Below are 17,131 nucleotides of genomic sequence, written 5' to 3' on the forward strand. Positions count from 1 at the left end.
GTGAACCAGTGAGCACGCTGGTGGCCGGCGTCGGCAACATACTGCTCGGCGACGACGGCTTCGGCGTGCAGGTCGCCCGCCACCTGCGGCGCACCGGCCCGCCGCCGCGGGTGACCATCGCCGACTACGGGACCAGCGGGCTGCACCTGGCCTTCGACCTGTGCTCCGGCGGTTATTCGACGGTGGTGCTCGTCGACGCGCTCGGACGCGGGTACGAACCAGGCACGGTGTCCCTCGTGGACCTGACCGACGTGCGGGCGCCGTCCGAGGTCGACGCGCACGGGATGCGCCCGGACGTCGTCCTCGACCTGGTCGACACGCTCGGCGGGCATCTCGACCGGGTGCTGCTGGTCGGCTGCGAGCCGGCCTCGGTGGATCACCAGGTCGGGCTCTCGCCGCCGGTGGCGGCCGCCGTCGAGCCGGCGGCGCGCCTCGTCCGGTCGGTCATCTCCGGCCAGTCCGAGATCGACGGCGCGCCCGGGATCACAGTCAGGCGGATCGAGACCCAACGGGAGGAATGATCATGTCGCACTGGATGGTGCTCGCCGCGGTCGCGGTCGGAGCCGGCGCAGCCACTGTCGTCATCGCCCCCGATCTGCGCCGATACCTCGAGTTCAGCAGGATGTGATCGGCGTGTGTCTCGGTATTCCGGGTGAGGTCGTGGAGATCCGGCCAGACCGCCCGGACATCGCGACGGTGGACGTCAGCGGGGTGCGGCGGGCGATCAACATCGGGTTGCTCGACGAGCACCCGCCGCGCCCAGGGGACTGGGTCCTCATCCACGTCGGGTTCGCGCTGTCCCTGATCGACGAGACCGAGGCGCGGGCGGCGCTGGACTTCCTCACCGGCATCGGGCGTGCCTACGACGACGAGCTGGCCGCGCTGCGCGCCTCGTCCATCGACTAGCGCGGGCGACAGGCCACGCGGAGCGGCGATCGACCACGGAGAGGCGGAGGAGATGCGCTTCGTCGACGAGTACCGGGACGCGGGCACCGCGCGGGCGCTGTCCGCCCGGATAGCCGAGCTCTGTGAGCCGGGCCGGACGTACGCGTTCATGGAGGTGTGCGGCGGGCACACGCACACGATCTACAAGCACGGCCTGGAGGACCACCTGCCACCGGCGGTCTCGTTGGTGCACGGCCCGGGCTGCCCGGTGTGCGTCATCCCGATGGGACGGGTCGACGACGCCATGCACATCGCCCGCCAGGACGGCGTCATCATGACCTCGTTCGGCGACATGATGCGGGTACCGGGCAGCCACGGCTCGTTCTTCGACGCCAACGCCGAGGGCACCGACATCCGGATGGTCTACTCGCCGCTGGACTCGCTGAAGATCGCGCGGGCGAACCCGGACCGGCAGGTCGTGTTCATGGCGATCGGCTTCGAGACGACGACGCCGTCCACAGCGCTGACGGTGCGGCGGGCGGCGGCCGAGGGACTGACGAACTTCTCGATCTTCTGTAACCACATCACGATCGTTCCGGCGCTGCGGGCGATCCTGGACTCCCCCGACGTGCGGATCGACGGGTTCGTCGGCCCCGGGCACGTCTCGACGGTGATCGGCTGCCGGCCGTACGACTTCATCCCCCGCGACTACGGCCGGCCGCTGGTGGTCTCCGGGTTCGAGCCGCTGGACATCCTGCAGTCCATCCACAAGCTGCTGCGGCAGCTGCGGGACAGGCGCTGCGAGGTGGAGAACCAGTACACCCGGGTGGTGGCGGCCGAGGGGAACCCGGTCGCGCTCGCCGTGATCGACGAGGTGCTGGAGCCGCGGCCGGACTTCGAGTGGCGCGGGCTGGGCCGCATCCCGTGGTCGGCGATGCGGGTGCGGGAGCGGTACGCCGCCTTCGACGCCGAGCGGATCTTCGCGCCGCCGGGTGCCCGGGTCGAGGACCCGAAGGCCTGCCAGTGCGGCGAGGTGCTGACCGGGGTCATCAAGCCGTGGGAGTGCAAGGTCTTCGGCACCGGCTGCACCCCGGAGACGCCGATCGGTGCCTGCATGGTCTCCCCCGAGGGCGCCTGCGCCGCCTACTACAACTTCGGCCGCGCCCGGCACCGCGCCACCGAGCCCGCGAAGGAGATGAGCCGAGCATGACCGCGGCGAAGGTGGCCGCCGGCCGGAGCGAGAGCGGCGTCCTGGACCGGGTCGAGGCCGCGCGGCGACGCCGACCGAAGCTGCGCGACACCCACATCACCTCGGCGCACGGCGCGGGCGGCAAGGCCACCGCGACCCTCATCGACGCCGTGTTCCTGGAGGGGCTGCGCAACCCGCTGCTGGAACCGCTCGAGGACGCGGCGGTGTTCACCGTGGACGGGACGCGCCTGGCGCTGACGACCGACTCGTTCGTCGTCACCCCGCTGTTCTTCCCCGGCGGTGACATCGGTGATCTCGCCGTGAACGGCACGGTCAACGACCTCGCGGTCGCCGGGGCACGCCCGCTGCACCTGGCCTGCGCGGTCATCCTCGAGGAGGGGATGGCCGTCGACGACCTGCGCCGGATCGTGGCCTCGATGGCCCGCGCGGCGACCGACGCAGGGGTGTCGATCGTCACCGGGGACACGAAGGTCGTCCAGCGCGGGCGGGCCGATGGCTGCTACGTCACGACCACCGGCATCGGGCTCGTCCCCGCGGACGTCCGCCTGGGCGCCGCGCGGGCCCGGCCGGGCGACGCCGTCCTGGTCACCGGGCCGATCGGCGACCACGGGATCACGGTGCTGCTGGCCCGCGGCGAGCTCGACATCAGCGCGGACCTCTCCTCCGACACCGCCCCGCTGGCCGAGCTGACGTCCCGGCTGCTGGAAGCGGTCGGGGCGCCGGCGGACGGTCCGGGGGTGCGGGCCATGCGCGACGCGACCCGCGGCGGGGTGGCGACGATCCTCAACGAGGTGGCGACCGCCGCCGGGGTCGGAGTGATCGTCGACGAGGACGCGGTGCCGGTGCGGCCCACCGTGCGCGGGGCCTGCGAGCTGCTCGGCCTCGACCCGCTGTACGTCGCCTGCGAGGGCAGGATGGTGGTGATCGTCGCCCCCGAGGTGGCCGAGGCGGCGCTGGCCGCGCTGCGCTCGCACCCGCTGGGCGCGGACACGGCGGTGATCGGGCGGATCGCCGACGACCCGCCGGGCATGGTGCTGCTCAACACCGCGTTCGGCGGGACCCGCATCGTCGACCTGCTGGTCGGCGACCCGCTGCCGCGGATCTGTTGACCGGGCTGGCGCGGTGCACGAGCTCTCGGTCACCGTCGAGCTGGTCGACATGGTCGCCCGGCGGGTCCCGGCGGACGTCCAGGTGACCCGGGTGGCGCTCGAGATCGGGCGGTTGTCCGGGGTGATGACCTCGCCGCTGCGCTTCTGCTTCGACCTGGTCGCCGCCGGGACGTCGCTCGACGGCGCCCGGCTCGACATCGCCGAGCCGCCGGGGCGGGGCCGCTGCCGCCGGTGCGGGGCCGACGTCGACCTGCCGGACCTGCTCACGCCGTGTGGCTGCGGAAGCCATGAGATCGAGCTGACCGGCGGTGAGGAGGTCCGGATCACCGCCGTCGAGGTGCGCTGACGGTCGGCGGGACCAGCGGACGAGCCAAGCCGAACGGGAGGGCTGAGCGGGACCAGCGGACGAGCCAAGCCGAACGGGAGGGCTGAGCGGGACCAGCGGACGGGCCGAGCCGAATGGCCGGGTGGGAGGGACGGGCGGGAGGGGCTGAGGGAGCGGAGGTGGGCTGATGTGCGGGACCTGCGGTTGTGATGACAGTCGGGAGGCGGCTGAGGCGCGGACGCTGCGGCTCGAGGTGGACGTGCTGGCGCGCAACGAGGAGTCGGCGCGGGACAACCGGGCGTGGCTGGCGGCCCGGCGGGTGTCGGCCGTCAACCTGATGAGCTCGCCGGGCGCGGGCAAGACGACGCTGCTGGAACACACGATCCGCGCCGTGGCGGGGACCGTCACCTGTGCCGTCGTGGAAGGCGACCAGGAGACACCGCTGGACGCCGAGCGCATCCGTGCCACCGGCGCCCGCGCCGTCCAGGTGAACACCGGCACCGGCTGCCATCTGGAGGCGGCGATGGTCGGGCGGGCTCTGCGGGAGCTCGACCCGCCGCCCGGGGCGGTGGTGCTGATCGAGAACGTCGGCAACCTGGTCTGCCCGGGGCTTTTCGACCTCGGGGAGTCGGCCCGGGTCGTGCTGGCCTCGGTCACCGAGGGTGAGGATAAGCCCAGCAAGTACCCGCACATGTACCGGGTCGCCGACCTGGTCCTGCTCACCAAGGTCGACCTGCTGCCCTACCTCGCCTTCGACGGCGACCTGTTCGCCGGGTCCGTGCGGCTGGTCAACCCGTCCGCCCCGGTGCTGCCGGTGTCGGCGACCGCCGACACCGGGCTCGCCGACTGGTACGGCTGGCTGCGCGCACGATCATGCCCGCCAACCACCGGCGGCCCGCCCTGATCTGCCCCACTCCGTGTTCTCGCCGCCCAGTTATGCTGCCAAGTTATGGAGCCCACCGATTCTGGTGCTCGACTCCTCGCCGTTTGACTTCTTTCTCGCCGTTTCAGACAGAATTCCCAGCGAAATTCGCCCAGAAATGGCGAGTGGGATGCCAAATGGCGAGCAGGCCGGCCCGGCGTGCGGGGCTTTTGTCCCGGCGTGCGGAGCTTTGTTCGGTCCCGTGCGCAGCGTCTGCCAGTCAGGTGCGCTGCTGGCCGCGGGCGTTCGCGACCATCGCCTGGCCGAGGCTGATCCCGCCGTCGTTGCAGGGCACCCGGGAGTGGGTCAGGACGGTGAAGCCCCGGTCGACCAGCCCGTCCATGATCTCGCCGAGCAGCCGCAGGTTGCCGAAGACACCGCCGGAAAGCGCCACCGTTCCCGCCGGGCATGCCGGGAGCCCCGGGCGGCCCGGGGCTCCCGGGCCGCCCAGGAGGCTGTCGCGCAGGGCGGCGCAGATGTCGACGGTGAGCCCGGCCAGCGTGCTGTGGAACCGGGCGGCGATCACCGTGGGGTCGACGCGTTCGCGCAGGTCGTCCACGACGCCGCGGATCAGGTCGGCGCCCGGCATCAGCAGCCCGGCACCCGACGGCGGGGGGCTCGCCGGGTAGCGGCCGTAGTCGCCGGGGGCGGCGATCCGCTCCAGCTCGATCGCGGCCTGCCCTTCGTAGGTGATCGTGTCCCGGACGCCGACGAGAGCCGCGACGGCGTCGAACAGCCGTCCGACGCTGCTGGTCAGCGGGGCACCCACCGGGGACGGGGCGGCACCGGACCTGGCCAGGGCGGCGACCGCGTCCCAGCGGTCGGCGTTGCGGCGGGCGACCGCGAGGCGGTCCGGGTCGGCGACGCCGGCGGCGAGCAGGTGGGCGGCGGCCATCCGCCATGGTGCCCGGATCGCGGCGACGCCCCCGGGCATCGGGACGGGCGTGAGGTGTGCGAGCCGGGTGAAGCCGGCCAGGTCGGCCCACAGGAACTCCCCGCCCCACAGGGTGCCGTCCGGACCGAAGCCGAGGCCGTCGAAGGCCACACCGAGCACCGGCCCGGGATGGCCGTTGTCCGCCAGGCAGGAGGCGATGTGCGCGTGGTGGTGCTGCACACCGACGACCGGCAGGTCCTGCTCCAGCGCCCACTTCGTGGACAGGTACTCCGGGTGCAGGTCGTGCGCTACCAGTTCGGGCGAGATGTCGAACAGCCGGCGCAGGTGGTCGATCCCGCTGACGAACGACCGCAGCGTCTCGTGGTTCTCCAGGTCCCCGATGTGGCCGGAGAGGTACGCCCGCCGCCCCGCCGCCAGGCACACGGTGTTCTTCAGCTCGGCCCCGCAGGCCAGCACCGGCCGCTGGACCTCCCAGGGCAGCGGCAGCGGCTCCGGGGCGTAGCCGCGGGAGCGGCGCACGAGCGTCTCCCGGCCGCGCACCGACCGGGCGACCGAGTCGTCGAGCCTGGTGTGGATGGCCCGGTCGTGGGCGAGGAAACCGTCCGCGACCGGGCTGAGCGCGGCGAGGGCCTCCTCGTCGCGGTACACGATCGGCTCGTCGGAGATGTTGCCGCTGGTCAGCACGATCGGGCCGGGCAGCAGGCCGAGCAGGAGGTGGTGCAGCGGCGTGTACGGCAGCATCACGCCGAGCGTCCCGGTGCCCGGCGCCACCGCCTCGGCGACCCGGCCGGCGCACCGGCAGCGCTCGACCAGGACGATCGGCCGGCGCCGCCCGGTGAGCAGGAGGCGCGCGGTGGGGTCGAGGCAGCACATCTCCTCGGCGGTCGCCAGGTCGCGCACCATGACGGCGAACGGCTTGGCGTCCCGGTGCTTGCGCCGGCGCAGGGTCGCCACCGCGGACCCGTCCGCGGCGAGCACGGCCAGGTGGTACCCGCCCAGCCCCTTCACCGCGAGAATCCCGCCGCCCCGCAGCAGCCCCGCTGCTCGCTCCAGCGGCTCGTCGGACGTCGGCGACGCGGCGGCGGTGGGCCGGAAGCTGAGGGTGGGGCCGCAGTCCGGACAGCACACCGGCTGGGCGTGGAAGCGGCGGTCGGCCGGGTCGTCGTACTCCGCCCGGCACCGCGCGCACATCCGGAATCCGGCCATCGTCGTGGCCGGCCGGTCGTAGGGGACGTCCCGGATGATCGTGAAGCGGGGGCCGCAGTTGGTGCAGTTGATGAACGGGTAGCGGTAGCGCCGGTCGGCCGGGTCGGCGAGCTCGGCCAGGCAGTCCGCGCAGGTGGCACTGTCCGCGCAGACCCGCGTCCGCGGCCCGGCCCCGCCGCGGGCCGGGTCGCTGGGGGCGATCCGGAACCCCGGCGCCGCCGGCCCGGCTCCGGGCGGCGCGGGACCGCCGGAGACGTCCACGCTGTCGATCTGGGCGAGCGGCGGCGCCTCCTCGCGCAGCGCGGTCAGGAACGCGGCGACCTCCGGGCCGGCGCCGTCCAGCGCTATGTGGACGCCCTCAGCGTCGTTGGAGACCTGGCCGCTCAGGCCGAGCCGGGTCGCCAGCCCGTAGACGAAAGGGCCGGAAACCGACGCCCTGCACGATTCCGGTCACCTCGACCTCGACCTGCTCTCGCGACGTCATTCATCCAGTCTCGCCCATTCATCCAGCCTCGCCCAGCGGGCGTCCGAAGGCCTCTCCGAAGACGAGCTCCTCGACGGGACGGCGCCGCAGGTTGCTGGGGAAACCGCGCTCGGGATAGCCGACCGCGAGGTGCGCGGCGGTCGCGTAGCCGTCCGGTATGTCGAGCAGCTCGGCGACCTTCGGTTCGTCGGCGACCAGCAGCGTCGTCAGCGCGGTGGCCACCCCGGCGCCGCGCAGCGCGAGGCAGAGATTCTGCACGATCGGGTAGACCGACGCCCCGCCGACGATGCTCAGCCGGTCCAGCTCGGTGTCGGTGGGATGCAGCGCCGCGAGCTTCGCGCACACCACGACCAGCACGGGGACGTCCGCCAGGGTGCGCGCGAAGTGGTCGGCCTCGGTCGGCGTGCTGATCCCGCGCTCGTCGAGGTAGGGCTGCCAGCGGGCCAGGTAGAGGTTGGCGAGCACCCGCCGGCGCTCCGGGTCCCGGACGACCACGAACCGCACCGGCTGGCGGTTCCCGCCCTGCGGGCCGAACCGGGCGGCGTCGAACGCGGCGACGAGGACGTCGTCGGGCACCGGGTCGGGCCGGAACCGCCGGCAGGTGCCCGTCGTGCGCATCGCGTGTGTCAGCTTCATGGGTCGATCCTGGTCGACGGAGGCGTCACCGGACGAGGCGTCACCGACGGAGACGTCGTCGAAGGAGACGTCGACCTGCTGGAAGCTCTTGAACTGCTCCGCCTGGGCATACGAGGTGTAGACCCGCCGGTCGGAGTCGGTGAGGACGACGTCGTCCACGAACGGGGTGAGCAGCGCGCGCGGGTAGAGCCGTCCGGCGCGCACGGTGTTGATCTCCATCGCGAACACGATCACCGCGGCGAGCAGGTACAGCCAGGTCATCAGGCCGAGGACCAGTGCGAACAGGCCGTAGACCTGCGTGCGCCCCTGTAGCTGGTACTGGAGGAGGTAGGTCCCGGCCGACTGGAGCAGCTGCCAGCCCAGCGCGGCGATCGCGGCTCCGGGCAGGATCTGGCCGAACGTCACCGACTTGACCGTGAGCAGCCGGAACGCCATCAGGATCAGGCCCGTGTTCCCGGCGATGCCGAGCACCACCGCGAGGACCTGCGCGCCGGCACCGAGACCGGTGCCGAGGTCGCCGGCCCGGGTGGTGATCGCGGACAGCAGGGTCGTCAGCACGACACCGAGCCCGAACAGGCCGATGAGGCCGAAGCTGCGCACCCGGGCGAAGAAGGGGTTCGGCCGCGAGCGCCGCGGCACCGCCCAGACCGTGTCCAGCGCGTTCCCGAGCGCGCGGGCCACCCCGAGGCTGCCCCAGATGCTGCCGAGCACACCGATCGCCACCGCCACGGCACTCCCGCGCAGGGCCTGGACGTCGCTGCGGAGCTGGTCACCGATGATCGGGAACTGGCTGAGCGCGGAGCTCACCACCTGCTCCTGGATGTCGGGATGCCCCGCGAGGACGAAGCCGAGGCCGGTCGTGAGCAGCAGGAGCAGCGGAAACAGGGAGAGGAATCCGTAGAACGCGATCAGCGCGGCGAGGTAGCCGCCCTGGTCCTCCGCGAACTTGTAGATCACCGCGAGCGGGAACGCGACCCTCGGCCTGCTCTGCTGCGCCCGATCCAGCCGAGCGCCGAGCGCCATCCCGCGCCTCCTCGTCTCGATGCGTCGCAGGCGGCGGCACACCGGTAAGAACTGGACCTACCTCCGCGATCGTAGGGATGTATTCCACCGACGCGGCGCAACGCACGCGGGATCTCCAGCCGGCTGTCACCCCGGCGACCTGTCAGCGTGTGGGCTGGTAGATCCGGGTGTGCTCCGACGTGGCGATCTCCGCCCGCTCCGGGACGGACTCGTCGAAATGGGTGATCTCCTGGCCCAGCACACTGTTGAGCACCCAGTCGGTCGCCACCCTGACCCGGTTCGCGCCCGCGGGGAGCGCGGCCAGGTGGTAGGCCCGGGTCAGCAGCGCCGCCGGCGGCCCGCTCAGGGTGAGGCCGAACGGGTTCGCCACCGCGGCGCGGCCACCGAGATCCACCACGAAGCCCAGGTCACGGTGCCGGTACCGGCGCGGCGAGCCATACCCGAGCGAGGCGGCCACGTTGCGGGCCGCCGTCCGGCCCTGGCGGATCGCGTGCTGCGCGGTCTGCCCGGCCGGCGCTCCCCCGCGCGTCACGTCGGGGACGGCGGCGGCGTCCCCGAGCGCGAACACCCCGTCCGCGGTGGGCACGCGGAAGAACTCGTCCACGATCAGCCGGCCGTGCGCGGTGGGCAGCCCGAGCGCGGCGACGAGCGGGCTGGGGCTCACGCCGGCGCACCAGACGACCGTGTGGGTCGGCACGCCCGTGCGGGTGCGGACCGTCGGCCCGCCAGCCGCGAGCGTGACCGCCTCGGCCCCGATCTCCACCACCGACGTGCCCAGATGGACCTCGACCCCACGCCCGGCGAGCACCCGCGCGGCGCGATGCCCCAGCGCCGGCGCGAGCTCGTGCAGCACCCGCGGCGCGTGATCCACCAGCAGCCAGCGGACGTCGGACGGCCGCAGCCGCTGGTAGGCCGCCGCGGCGTGCCGGGTGAACCCGACCATCTGCGCGGCGAGCTCCGTCCCGGTGTAACCGCCGCCGACCACGACGAACGTACACAGCGCCGCCCGGCGGCGCGGGTCGTCGGCGGCGTCGGCCAGCTCCAGCCGGCGCAGGACGTGGTCGCGCAGCGCCACGGCCTCGTCGAGGTTCTTCAGCCCGAGGGCGTGCTCGTCGAGGCCGGGCACGTCCAGGGTGCGGGTGACCGAGCCGGGCGCGAGGACCAACCTGTCCCAGCCGACGGTCCGGGTGGTGGCGTCCGCGGAGCGCACCGTGACCGTGTGCGCGGACAGGTCGGCGGCGACGACGTCACCGAGCCGCAGCAACGTGCGACGCAGGACGGCACGCAGCGCCACGGCCAGGTGGCGGGGCTCCACCGTGCTGGCGCAGACCTGCGGCACCAGCGAGGTGTAGAGCAGATGGTCCACGGGTGAGACCACGGCAAGCTCCGCGCGACCGGCGGGAAGCGCGGATTCCAGCCGGCGCAGCAGGCTCACCCCGGCGAAGCCGCCACCGACGACGACCACCCGGGAAACCCCGGCCCGGCCGAAGTCAGTCGGGGCCGTCGAGCCCGTCCGGTCCGCCCGGCCCATCGGGCCTCGCTGCTCCGTCGGGTCCGGCCGCCGCCCCGGCGTCGGCCGCCCGGTCGGCTTCCACGGCACCTCCGGGACCGACCCGACCACGGCTGCTCCCCCGATGATATGAATATCGACATGATCGGCGAAAATTCCTCGGCGGACGGTGTCCCATCGGGAGAAGTCCCGACGGAAAACCCTTCGATGGACAACGCCGCCGCCTATGTCGACGGCTACGGTGTGCGATCCCGTCCACTGCGCGAAATTCTCTCGCTGTTGACCCGTGGCAGCCAGCCGATCGAGGTTCTGATAGCCCGGACCGCGACACCGCGGCGCGCGGTCGAGGAGCTTCTGCGCAGCCTTGGCGAGGATCTCACCGAAAACAAGCACGGCCACCGGATACGGCCGGAATTGACCGCCGGGTATCGCGCCCGATTCGCTCTGGACGAGCTGGAACCGGCCGACGCCCGCGCCAGTGGCGACGCCCGCGCCGGTGCCGACGGCCTCGCCGCAAGCCGTGTCGGCGGCGGCGCCGGCAGCGGCGTCGAGCTCGACGCCCTGGGCCGGCTGATCGCGGCTGCCCCGGCGCCCCGCCGGGATCTCGACCACGTGGCGGCGACCGCCGCGACGCTGGCCCGCCGCGCGGCCTGGCTCACCAGCACCTACGACCTGGCCGGCCGGCGGGTGCTGTTCGTCGGCGACCACGACCTGACCTCGGTGGCGCTGGCCCGGCGGCAGCCCGGCGTCGAGATCACCGTGATCGACCTGGATGAGCGGACCCTCGCCTACATCGACGCCACGGCACGATCCGAGGGACTGTCGATCCGCACGCTGTTCGGCGATCTGCGATTCACCCTGCCGCCCGCCGCGCGGGAGTGGGCGGACCTCGTCCTCACCGATCCGCCGTACACCCCCGAAGGGGTCGGCCTTTTCCTCGGGCGAGCGCTCGCCGGCCTGGGTGACCGGAAAAACGGAGTCGTCGTCGTCGCCTACGGCCACAGCCGGCTCCATCCGATGCTGGGTTTTCAGGTACAGCAGTCCATGCAGCAGTTCGGCGTCGTCTTCGAAGCCATACTGCCGGCATTCAACCGTTATGACGGCGCGCAGGCCGTGGGAAGTGCCAGCGATCTGTACGTGTGCGCGCCGACCAGCCGCACGTGGAAAGTCCTCGAGCGGGTGGTGGAGAGCTTCGGAACACGCATCTACACCCACGGAACGCAGTCCGTGGAGAGCACCGCGGCGGTCGAGCTCGGGCCGGCCGCGACGGTGATCGGCGACGCCACCGCCGCCGGATCGCCGGGCGCCCGCCGCCTCGGCCTGCGCTCGCTGTTCACCGGCTCGGACTACCTTCGCGACCTCGGCGACAACGCGGACGTCGCCGTGGACCTCACCGCCGACCCCGGGCCGCTGCTGCTGCGCGCCCTGCTCGCCGTGACCGCCCGCAAGGTCCGGTTCGTCGTGCCGGTCGACCATCCCGACGTGTCGACCCCCGGCGCCCGGGCCGCTCTCGCGAGCCTGGTCGCCCCGAAGTACCGCCTGACGTTCCCCCCACCGGCCACGGCGGGACGTCCACGGGGGGCGGCTGGGACCGAGAGCGGCGGCTACGAGGTCGTCCACGCCGATCTGGTCGACGCGGGCGACGGCGACGGCGAGGCGGACGCCCGGGTGGGCGCCGACGGTCCGCTCCGGCCGCCCGCGTCAGACGTCGCCGCGCGCTGGCTGCTCGAACGGGCCCACGGCCGGATCGGGAACGTGCTGCGCGAGGGCGTGATCCGCGCGGCCGCCCGGGACGGACGGACGCTCTCCAAGAACGACGCCCGCGCGCTGGTCCGAGCCCAGGTGGGCACCGTCGATCTCGACACGCTGGACCTGGCCGCGATCGAGACCCCTCGTGCACGCCTGGAGCGGGTACTCCAGGCCGTCCGCGCGCCGAGGGCCGCACCAGCGCCCGCCCCTCAGAATCCCAACCATGGGCAGGACTGATCAGGCGATCAGGCCTGGATACGAACGCGAAATCAAAGTCGTTCACGGTTGGGCTCACCGCTTGTGTGGGCGAAGCGGCGTCCTTCTGGAGTGAGTCGGGCGTTGCGATGAGTCATACGGAACGGACAGCTTCGACTGGCGCGCCAACCGCGGGGTCGGGCATGTGTATCCGCTGGGGAAGGAAGAGGGGGGTGGCGAGCAGGAGGACGCCGGAGATGGTGATGGCGGTGAGTGGGCTGGTGAGCGTCGCGAGGACGCCCCAGATCACCATGAGGGTCGCCTGGGCGAGTTTGCCGCTGATGCTCCATGCGCTGAGGACTTGTGCGACGTGGCCGGCGGGAGTGCGTTGCAGGCGTTCTGTCGCGTTGATGGGGTTGAAGACACCCATGCAGGTGATCAGCAGGGCCTCGACGACGATTACCGTGAGGAGTCCGGGAATGCCGGGACGGGTCAGGGCGAGTCCGAGCGGGAAGATCGAGCGCAGCCAGCCGGAGACGATCATGACGCGGTGCCGACCGTAGCGGGTGACGAGGCGCGCGGAGAGGCGGGCGCCGGCGAAGCCGCCGAGTGCCGGGATGCCGAAGGCGAGACCGTACTGCCAGGCGGGGACGTGGTACTCGCCCAGCAGAAGGACGGCCAGGAGCGGGCTGGTGGCCATGATCAGACCGCTGACTGTCACGGAGTTGAGGAACAGACGTCGTAGAGCGCGGTCGTGCAGGATGAATCGCCAGCCACTCAGAAGGTCGGTGGCGCGCACCTTGGTGGCCGCGTCGCGGGGCGCTGCGACGTCGCCGCCACGGATGCGGAGGACCCCGAGCGCGGAGAGCAGGTAGCTGAAGGCGTCGGCGGCGACGGTGACGACCGGGCCGAGCAGCCCTATGAGCGCTCCGCCGAGAGGCGGGCCGGCCGCGGTCGCCACCCAGCTCGTGCCCTCGAATCTCCCGTTCGCGACGAGCAGATGGTCCGAGTGGACGAGGTGCTTCAGGTACGCACCGGATGCGGCGGCGAAGGCGATGCTCGCCGTTCCGGAGATGACCGAGACGGCCAGCAGCTGGCCGTAGGACAGCAGGCCGAGAAGGTACGCGATCGGAACGCTCGCCATGGCGAGGAACCGAACCAGGTCCGTCGCGATCATCACGGGGCGCTTGGTCCGGTGCTCGATCCACGGCCCGAGCGGGACCGCGACGATCGCGGCGACGGCGAGGCCGGCTGCTCCCAGGAACGAGACGGCGAATGCCGACGAGTGCAGCACCCGGACCGCGATGAGCGGGAACGCCCCGAAAGCGATCCACGTGCCGTATGTGCTGACGGCGTAGGCCGACCACAGCCACCCGAAGCCGGGCCCCGATCTCACACGCACATGGCTCCTCGCGACAACCGACGGTTTGGATGCCCGAAGCACATCAGTCATGCTGAGCGCGATCAAACAACCGATTCCTCGGCGAGCCACAACCAACAGTTGTGCGCACCTAAGATGAACCAGTGGACACCGAGGCATTGCGATCGTTCGTCCGGGCGGCCGAGCTCGGACAGTTGCAACATGCGGCCGACGAGCTGGGCGTGACGCAACAGGCGGTTTCCAAGCGGATCGCCGCCCTGGAGCGCGGGCTGGAAGTCCGGCTTTTCACCCGTACTGCCCGAGGGGTTGAACTGACGCTCGACGGTCAGGCTTTTCTCCCGCACGCGCGGAGCATCGTCACGGGTGCCGATCGCGCCATAACCGCGGTCAGGCCGGGCTCCCGGGCCCTTCGGATCGACGTTCTCGGCCTGCGAAGCGCGCAGGCCGTTGTTCTGCACGACTATTGGCGGTCGCATCCCGAAACCAACCTCGACGTGGTGACCCTCAGGGTCAACGACCCGCGCGTGGCGGTCACCGCCGTCGAGGCAGGCGATATCGACGCCTCGTTCCGTACCGTCACCGACCCGGCCACGCTGCCACGCGGCGTGCAGATGATCCATGCGTTCGACTCCCCGCTGGAACTTCTCGTCGGCCCGAGACATCCGCTCGCCGCCGCGCGAAGACTGACGCCACCGCAGCTGCGCCAGCATCGGATATGGGTGCCAGGTATCGCGCCCCGAAGCGAATGGGCGGAGTTCTACGACCAGCTCGCCACCGACTTCGACCTACGCATCGACGCGGCAGGCCCGCACTTCGGCGATGAGGTACTTTTGGACACCCTCGCGGACTCCGCAGACGTGGCCACCCTCGTCGGGGCACGCGACCGATACATCTGGCCGACGAACCACGACCTACGCCGCATCCCTATCGTGAATCCGACGCTCGCATACCCCCTCTCGCTCATCCTCCCCAGAACGAATCCACACCCAGGACTCCGCGCGATCATCACCCACCTCGGAACCCTGCCAAGGCTCCCTGAGACGGTCTGGCTCCCGTCCTGGGCAACGACGCCACGGCGCGGCGGCGACGACATCGCGAATGCTCGCGGGTGCCAACCTCGACCAAGGTGACTCGATCGACCGCTGACCGGCCGCGCGAGAAGTAGAAGTAAGGAGAGCGCGACGCCGGCAGGGTGGTGACGTCGGGGCGGAACGGGCAGGACCAGGCGCAGATGATGTCGCGTGAGCGCCCGCCTCGGTCTGGAGTGATCCCCGTGCCTGTCACCAAGGTTCTGTCCGTCGTCCCGGTAGCCGACTTCGACGCGTCGATCGCCTGGTACGAACGGCTGTTCGGCCGGCCCGCCGACGCGCGTCCGATGCCGGGGCTGGCGGACTGGCACATCACCAATGACGCGTGGGTGCAGGTCTTCCGCGACGTCGACCACGCCGGAGGATCGGCGTTGAACTTCGCCGTCGACGATCTCGAGGACGAAACGGCGGTCCTGGCCGGGCGCGGCATCACGCTCGGCGAGGTCACCGAGACGACCAAGAACGCGAAGTTGGCCTCGGTGGGCGATCCGGCCGGCAACACCATCACTCTGATCGAGAACCCGTCGACCTGACCGGCACCGTCGATCTACCGGTGATGCCGGGCTCTTGAAACGCCGGCGCACCACGTCCAGCTTCTGATACCGCTCCGTGTCGTAACGCGGCATCAGGCGACCTCGCCGCCTCGGGCGGCCTGGAGCGTCAGCGGTTCACAGCATGATCACCGAGGCCGGCCGGCTCACCCTGACAACCTGTTCGACGTCCACACGATCGACGCCCCGCACGCATCCAACGAACAGCAGTTCGCGCAGGTCGTAGACATTCTCGACAGCCTCGCCTAGCGGAGTACGCCCGGACGGCGCGACATCGGCTCCTTCTCGTGGGGCGTGCCCGGCAGCCTTGCCGCGCTCGTCACGACAGGTTGAGCGCGTCCGCGACCGTGGCGAGATAGTCGACGTGACCGTCAGCGGAGTCCAGGCCGCGTCCCATCGTGGCCACGGAGACGTGGGTTCCGCCGGCTTCGCGCCAGGCATCGATCTCCGCCGTGAGGTCGCCTACTCCGCCCCGGGGAAGAACCACGTAATCGGCGCCGAACTCCTCGACCGACCGGCCGAGGCCGTGCAACTTCTCGCGTAGCCGCTTCCAGGCGGCCAGGGCGTGATCGACGCCGAAGCCGCCGAAGAAGACGAAACCGTCCGCGAGCCGGGCCGCCCGGTCGAACGCGGCCTCGCCGGACCCGCCGAGCCAGATCGGGACGGGCCGGGACGGCTTCGGCACGAGCGCGGCCCGGTCGACCCGGTCGAAGCGGCCGGAGAAGTCGACGACGGGTTCGGTGAACAACCGGCGAAGCAGCGTGATCTGTTCTTCCTGCCGAGCCCCGCGGGTGCGGAAGTCCTGGCCGAGGGCCTCGTACTCGACGGAGTTCCAGCCGACCCCCACACCGAGACGCAGCCGACCGCCGGACAGGAGATCGACATCGGCTGCCTGCCGGGCCACGAGTGCGGTCTGACGCTGCGGGAGAATCAGGACCCCGGTCGCGAAACCGATACGTTCGATGATACCGGCCAGATAAGCGAACATCACGAACGGGTCGTGGAACGGGTCCTGCTCGGTGTAGGGGCCTGACAGCGCGGGCGTCCTGTCGGCATGTACGGCGCCGAGCACGTGATCGTAGGCGAGCAGGTGGTCGAAGCCGAGGTCCTCGACGGCGGTCCCGATCCGCCGGACGGCGTTCGGATCGCCTCGAAGCTCGATCTGCGGGTAGACGACACCGATCTGCATGGACGTCATTGTGCGCTGCCGATCTTGAGGATGTTGATCGCCACCCCACTGACACGCCGGTCGGGGCGGCTCGGCCGGCTCGGCCGGGACCACACCACGGCCGATCCTTCTACCAAACGTAGAAAGTAGACTGGACCCGGTGCAACGAAGATCGCTCGCCGCGACGTCGACCGCAGCGCTCACGACCCTGACGGCAGTCGCCGTGATGATGCTGGCCGTCATTCTCGTCACGCCCCGTCCCGCCTGGGCGCACTCAACGCTACGCAGCACCGACCCGGCCGACGGGTCGACCCTGGAGGCGCCACCCACCCGGATCTCGCTGGTGTTCAGCGAGGCCGTCTGGGCGGACTACGCGACTGTCGCGGTCACCCGCGCCGGCGGCGGCCAGATCCCGGCCGATCCGCCGCAGGTCACCGACACCACCCTCTCGGTCGCGGTGCGGGACGTCACAGCGGGCGACTACCACGTCGCCTGGCGTGTGGTCTCGACTGACGGGCATCCGATCAGCGGCGAGTTCTCCTTCGCGGTGGCCGCTCCCCCCGCCGCTGTGGCCACGACGGCCACACCCGAACCCGCGGCACCGCCGGGCGGCGCCACGACCCCGGGCACGGCGACCACCGCCGCGCCGCGGCCGACAGACCCCGCGCCGACGCCGCCGGCCACCTCGGAACCCGCCGGGGACGGCGGCAACGGCTGGGTCATCGGAGTGGTCATCGCCGGGCTGGCCGTACTCGGCGGCGCGGTACTGCTGATCCGACGGAACCGGGAGTAGG

General features: G+C 71.8%; 17 protein-coding genes. 11 read left to right on the plus strand and 6 right to left on the minus strand.

The genetic code is table 11. The features are described from left to right. Positions 1–8 precede the first annotated feature (8 nt). From AC559T_RS33500 to hypB, 7 genes are all read left to right on the plus strand, one after another. On the plus strand, positions 9–521 hold the full coding sequence (locus tag AC559T_RS33500) for a hydrogenase maturation protease (protein ID WP_071064449.1): 513 nt from the start codon (positions 9–11) through the stop codon (positions 519–521). A 2-nt stretch (positions 522–523) separates the two neighbouring features. Then, complete coding sequence (locus tag AC559T_RS33505; protein ID WP_373693973.1) at positions 524–628, plus strand: DUF6893 family small protein; 105 nt, start codon at positions 524–526, stop codon at positions 626–628. Positions 629–633: 5 nt separating this feature from the next. Beyond that, the gene (locus AC559T_RS33510) at positions 634–906 is read left to right on the plus strand and encodes a HypC/HybG/HupF family hydrogenase formation chaperone (RefSeq protein ID WP_498871245.1); all 273 of its coding nucleotides are present in this window, start codon (positions 634–636) and stop codon (positions 904–906) included. A gap of 52 nt (positions 907–958) precedes the next feature. Beyond that, on the plus strand, positions 959–2,095 hold the full coding sequence (gene hypD / locus AC559T_RS33515; protein WP_131626715.1) for a hydrogenase formation protein HypD: 1,137 nt from the start codon (positions 959–961) through the stop codon (positions 2,093–2,095). Further along, the gene (gene hypE, locus AC559T_RS33520) at positions 2,092–3,204 is read left to right on the plus strand and encodes a hydrogenase expression/formation protein HypE (protein WP_071064453.1); all 1,113 of its coding nucleotides are present in this window, start codon (positions 2,092–2,094) and stop codon (positions 3,202–3,204) included. The genes hypD and hypE overlap by 4 nt, the downstream gene beginning before the upstream one ends. Positions 3,205–3,217: 13 nt before the next feature. Next, a complete protein-coding gene (locus tag AC559T_RS33525; RefSeq protein WP_071064455.1) occupies positions 3,218–3,550 on the plus strand; it encodes a hydrogenase maturation nickel metallochaperone HypA/HybF in 333 nt (110 codons plus the stop codon). 166 nt (positions 3,551–3,716) lie between these two features. Then, positions 3,717–4,433, plus strand: a complete 717-nt coding sequence (hypB, locus tag AC559T_RS33530) for a hydrogenase nickel incorporation protein HypB (protein WP_071064457.1) — start codon at positions 3,717–3,719, stop codon at positions 4,431–4,433. A 238-nt stretch (positions 4,434–4,671) separates the two neighbouring features. On the opposite strand, the gene hypF is transcribed toward hypB, so the two are convergent. The 4 genes from hypF to AC559T_RS33550 form a co-directional block, all read right to left on the minus strand. Further along, positions 4,672–6,957, minus strand: a complete 2,286-nt coding sequence (hypF, locus tag AC559T_RS33535) for a carbamoyltransferase HypF (protein ID WP_498871305.1) — start codon at positions 6,955–6,957, stop codon at positions 4,672–4,674. Then, on the minus strand, positions 6,911–7,036 hold the full coding sequence (locus AC559T_RS33540) for an acylphosphatase (protein ID WP_112109420.1): 126 nt from the start codon (positions 7,034–7,036) through the stop codon (positions 6,911–6,913). The genes hypF and AC559T_RS33540 overlap by 47 nt, the downstream gene beginning before the upstream one ends. 18 nt (positions 7,037–7,054) lie before the next feature. Then, positions 7,055–8,695, minus strand: coding sequence for a YhjD/YihY/BrkB family envelope integrity protein (locus tag AC559T_RS33545; RefSeq protein ID WP_498871246.1), 1,641 nt, complete (start codon positions 8,693–8,695; stop codon positions 7,055–7,057). A 142-nt stretch (positions 8,696–8,837) separates the two neighbouring features. Then, the gene (locus tag AC559T_RS33550; protein ID WP_498871247.1) at positions 8,838–10,316 is read right to left on the minus strand and encodes an NAD(P)/FAD-dependent oxidoreductase; all 1,479 of its coding nucleotides are present in this window, start codon (positions 10,314–10,316) and stop codon (positions 8,838–8,840) included. 96 nt (positions 10,317–10,412) lie between these two features. Here AC559T_RS33550 and AC559T_RS33555 point away from each other — a divergent pair, with 96 nt between their 5' ends. Further along, positions 10,413–12,191, plus strand: coding sequence for a bis-aminopropyl spermidine synthase family protein (locus AC559T_RS33555; RefSeq protein ID WP_498871248.1), 1,779 nt, complete (start codon positions 10,413–10,415; stop codon positions 12,189–12,191). Positions 12,192–12,303: 112 nt separating this feature from the next. On the opposite strand, the gene AC559T_RS33560 is transcribed toward AC559T_RS33555, so the two are convergent. After that, entirely contained in the window at positions 12,304–13,551 is a 1,248-nt protein-coding gene (locus AC559T_RS33560) for an MFS transporter (protein ID WP_498871249.1), read from the minus strand. Positions 13,552–13,673: 122 nt separating this feature from the next. Here AC559T_RS33560 and AC559T_RS33565 point away from each other — a divergent pair, with 122 nt between their 5' ends. Continuing rightward, on the plus strand, positions 13,674–14,660 hold the full coding sequence (locus AC559T_RS33565; RefSeq protein ID WP_498871250.1) for a LysR family transcriptional regulator: 987 nt from the start codon (positions 13,674–13,676) through the stop codon (positions 14,658–14,660). A 143-nt stretch (positions 14,661–14,803) separates the two neighbouring features. Next, a complete protein-coding gene (locus AC559T_RS33570) occupies positions 14,804–15,151 on the plus strand; it encodes a VOC family protein (RefSeq protein ID WP_498871251.1) in 348 nt (115 codons plus the stop codon). Positions 15,152–15,488: 337 nt separating this feature from the next. Here the strand turns inward: AC559T_RS33570 and AC559T_RS33575 are convergent, their stop codons facing one another. After that, a complete protein-coding gene (locus AC559T_RS33575) occupies positions 15,489–16,358 on the minus strand; it encodes an LLM class F420-dependent oxidoreductase (RefSeq protein WP_498871252.1) in 870 nt (289 codons plus the stop codon). 139 nt (positions 16,359–16,497) lie between these two features. On the opposite strand from AC559T_RS33575, the gene AC559T_RS33580 reads away from it, so the two are divergent. Then, positions 16,498–17,130, plus strand: coding sequence for a copper resistance CopC family protein (locus AC559T_RS33580; RefSeq protein ID WP_498871253.1), 633 nt, complete (start codon positions 16,498–16,500; stop codon positions 17,128–17,130). Position 17,131 lies beyond the last annotated feature (1 nt).

Source organism: Frankia sp. Hr75.2, from assembly GCF_949319125.1.
Lineage (GTDB): Bacteria > Actinomycetota > Actinomycetes > Frankiales > Frankiaceae > Parafrankia > Parafrankia soli.

Coding starts and splice junctions, on each gene's coding strand:
- hypB (WP_071064457.1), top strand. CDS start 3,717: ATGTGCGGGACCTGCGGTTGTGATGACAGTCGGGAGGCGGCTGAGGCG.
- AC559T_RS33555 (WP_498871248.1), top strand. CDS start 10,413: ATGGACAACGCCGCCGCCTATGTCGACGGCTACGGTGTGCGATCCCGT.
- hypE (WP_071064453.1), top strand. CDS start 2,092: ATGACCGCGGCGAAGGTGGCCGCCGGCCGGAGCGAGAGCGGCGTCCTG.
- AC559T_RS33540 (WP_112109420.1), bottom strand. CDS start 7,036: ATGACGTCGCGAGAGCAGGTCGAGGTCGAGGTGACCGGAATCGTGCAG.
- hypD (WP_131626715.1), top strand. CDS start 959: ATGCGCTTCGTCGACGAGTACCGGGACGCGGGCACCGCGCGGGCGCTG.
- AC559T_RS33505 (WP_373693973.1), top strand. CDS start 524: ATGTCGCACTGGATGGTGCTCGCCGCGGTCGCGGTCGGAGCCGGCGCA.
- AC559T_RS33575 (WP_498871252.1), bottom strand. CDS start 16,358: ATGCAGATCGGTGTCGTCTACCCGCAGATCGAGCTTCGAGGCGATCCG.
- AC559T_RS33545 (WP_498871246.1), bottom strand. CDS start 8,695: ATGGCGCTCGGCGCTCGGCTGGATCGGGCGCAGCAGAGCAGGCCGAGG.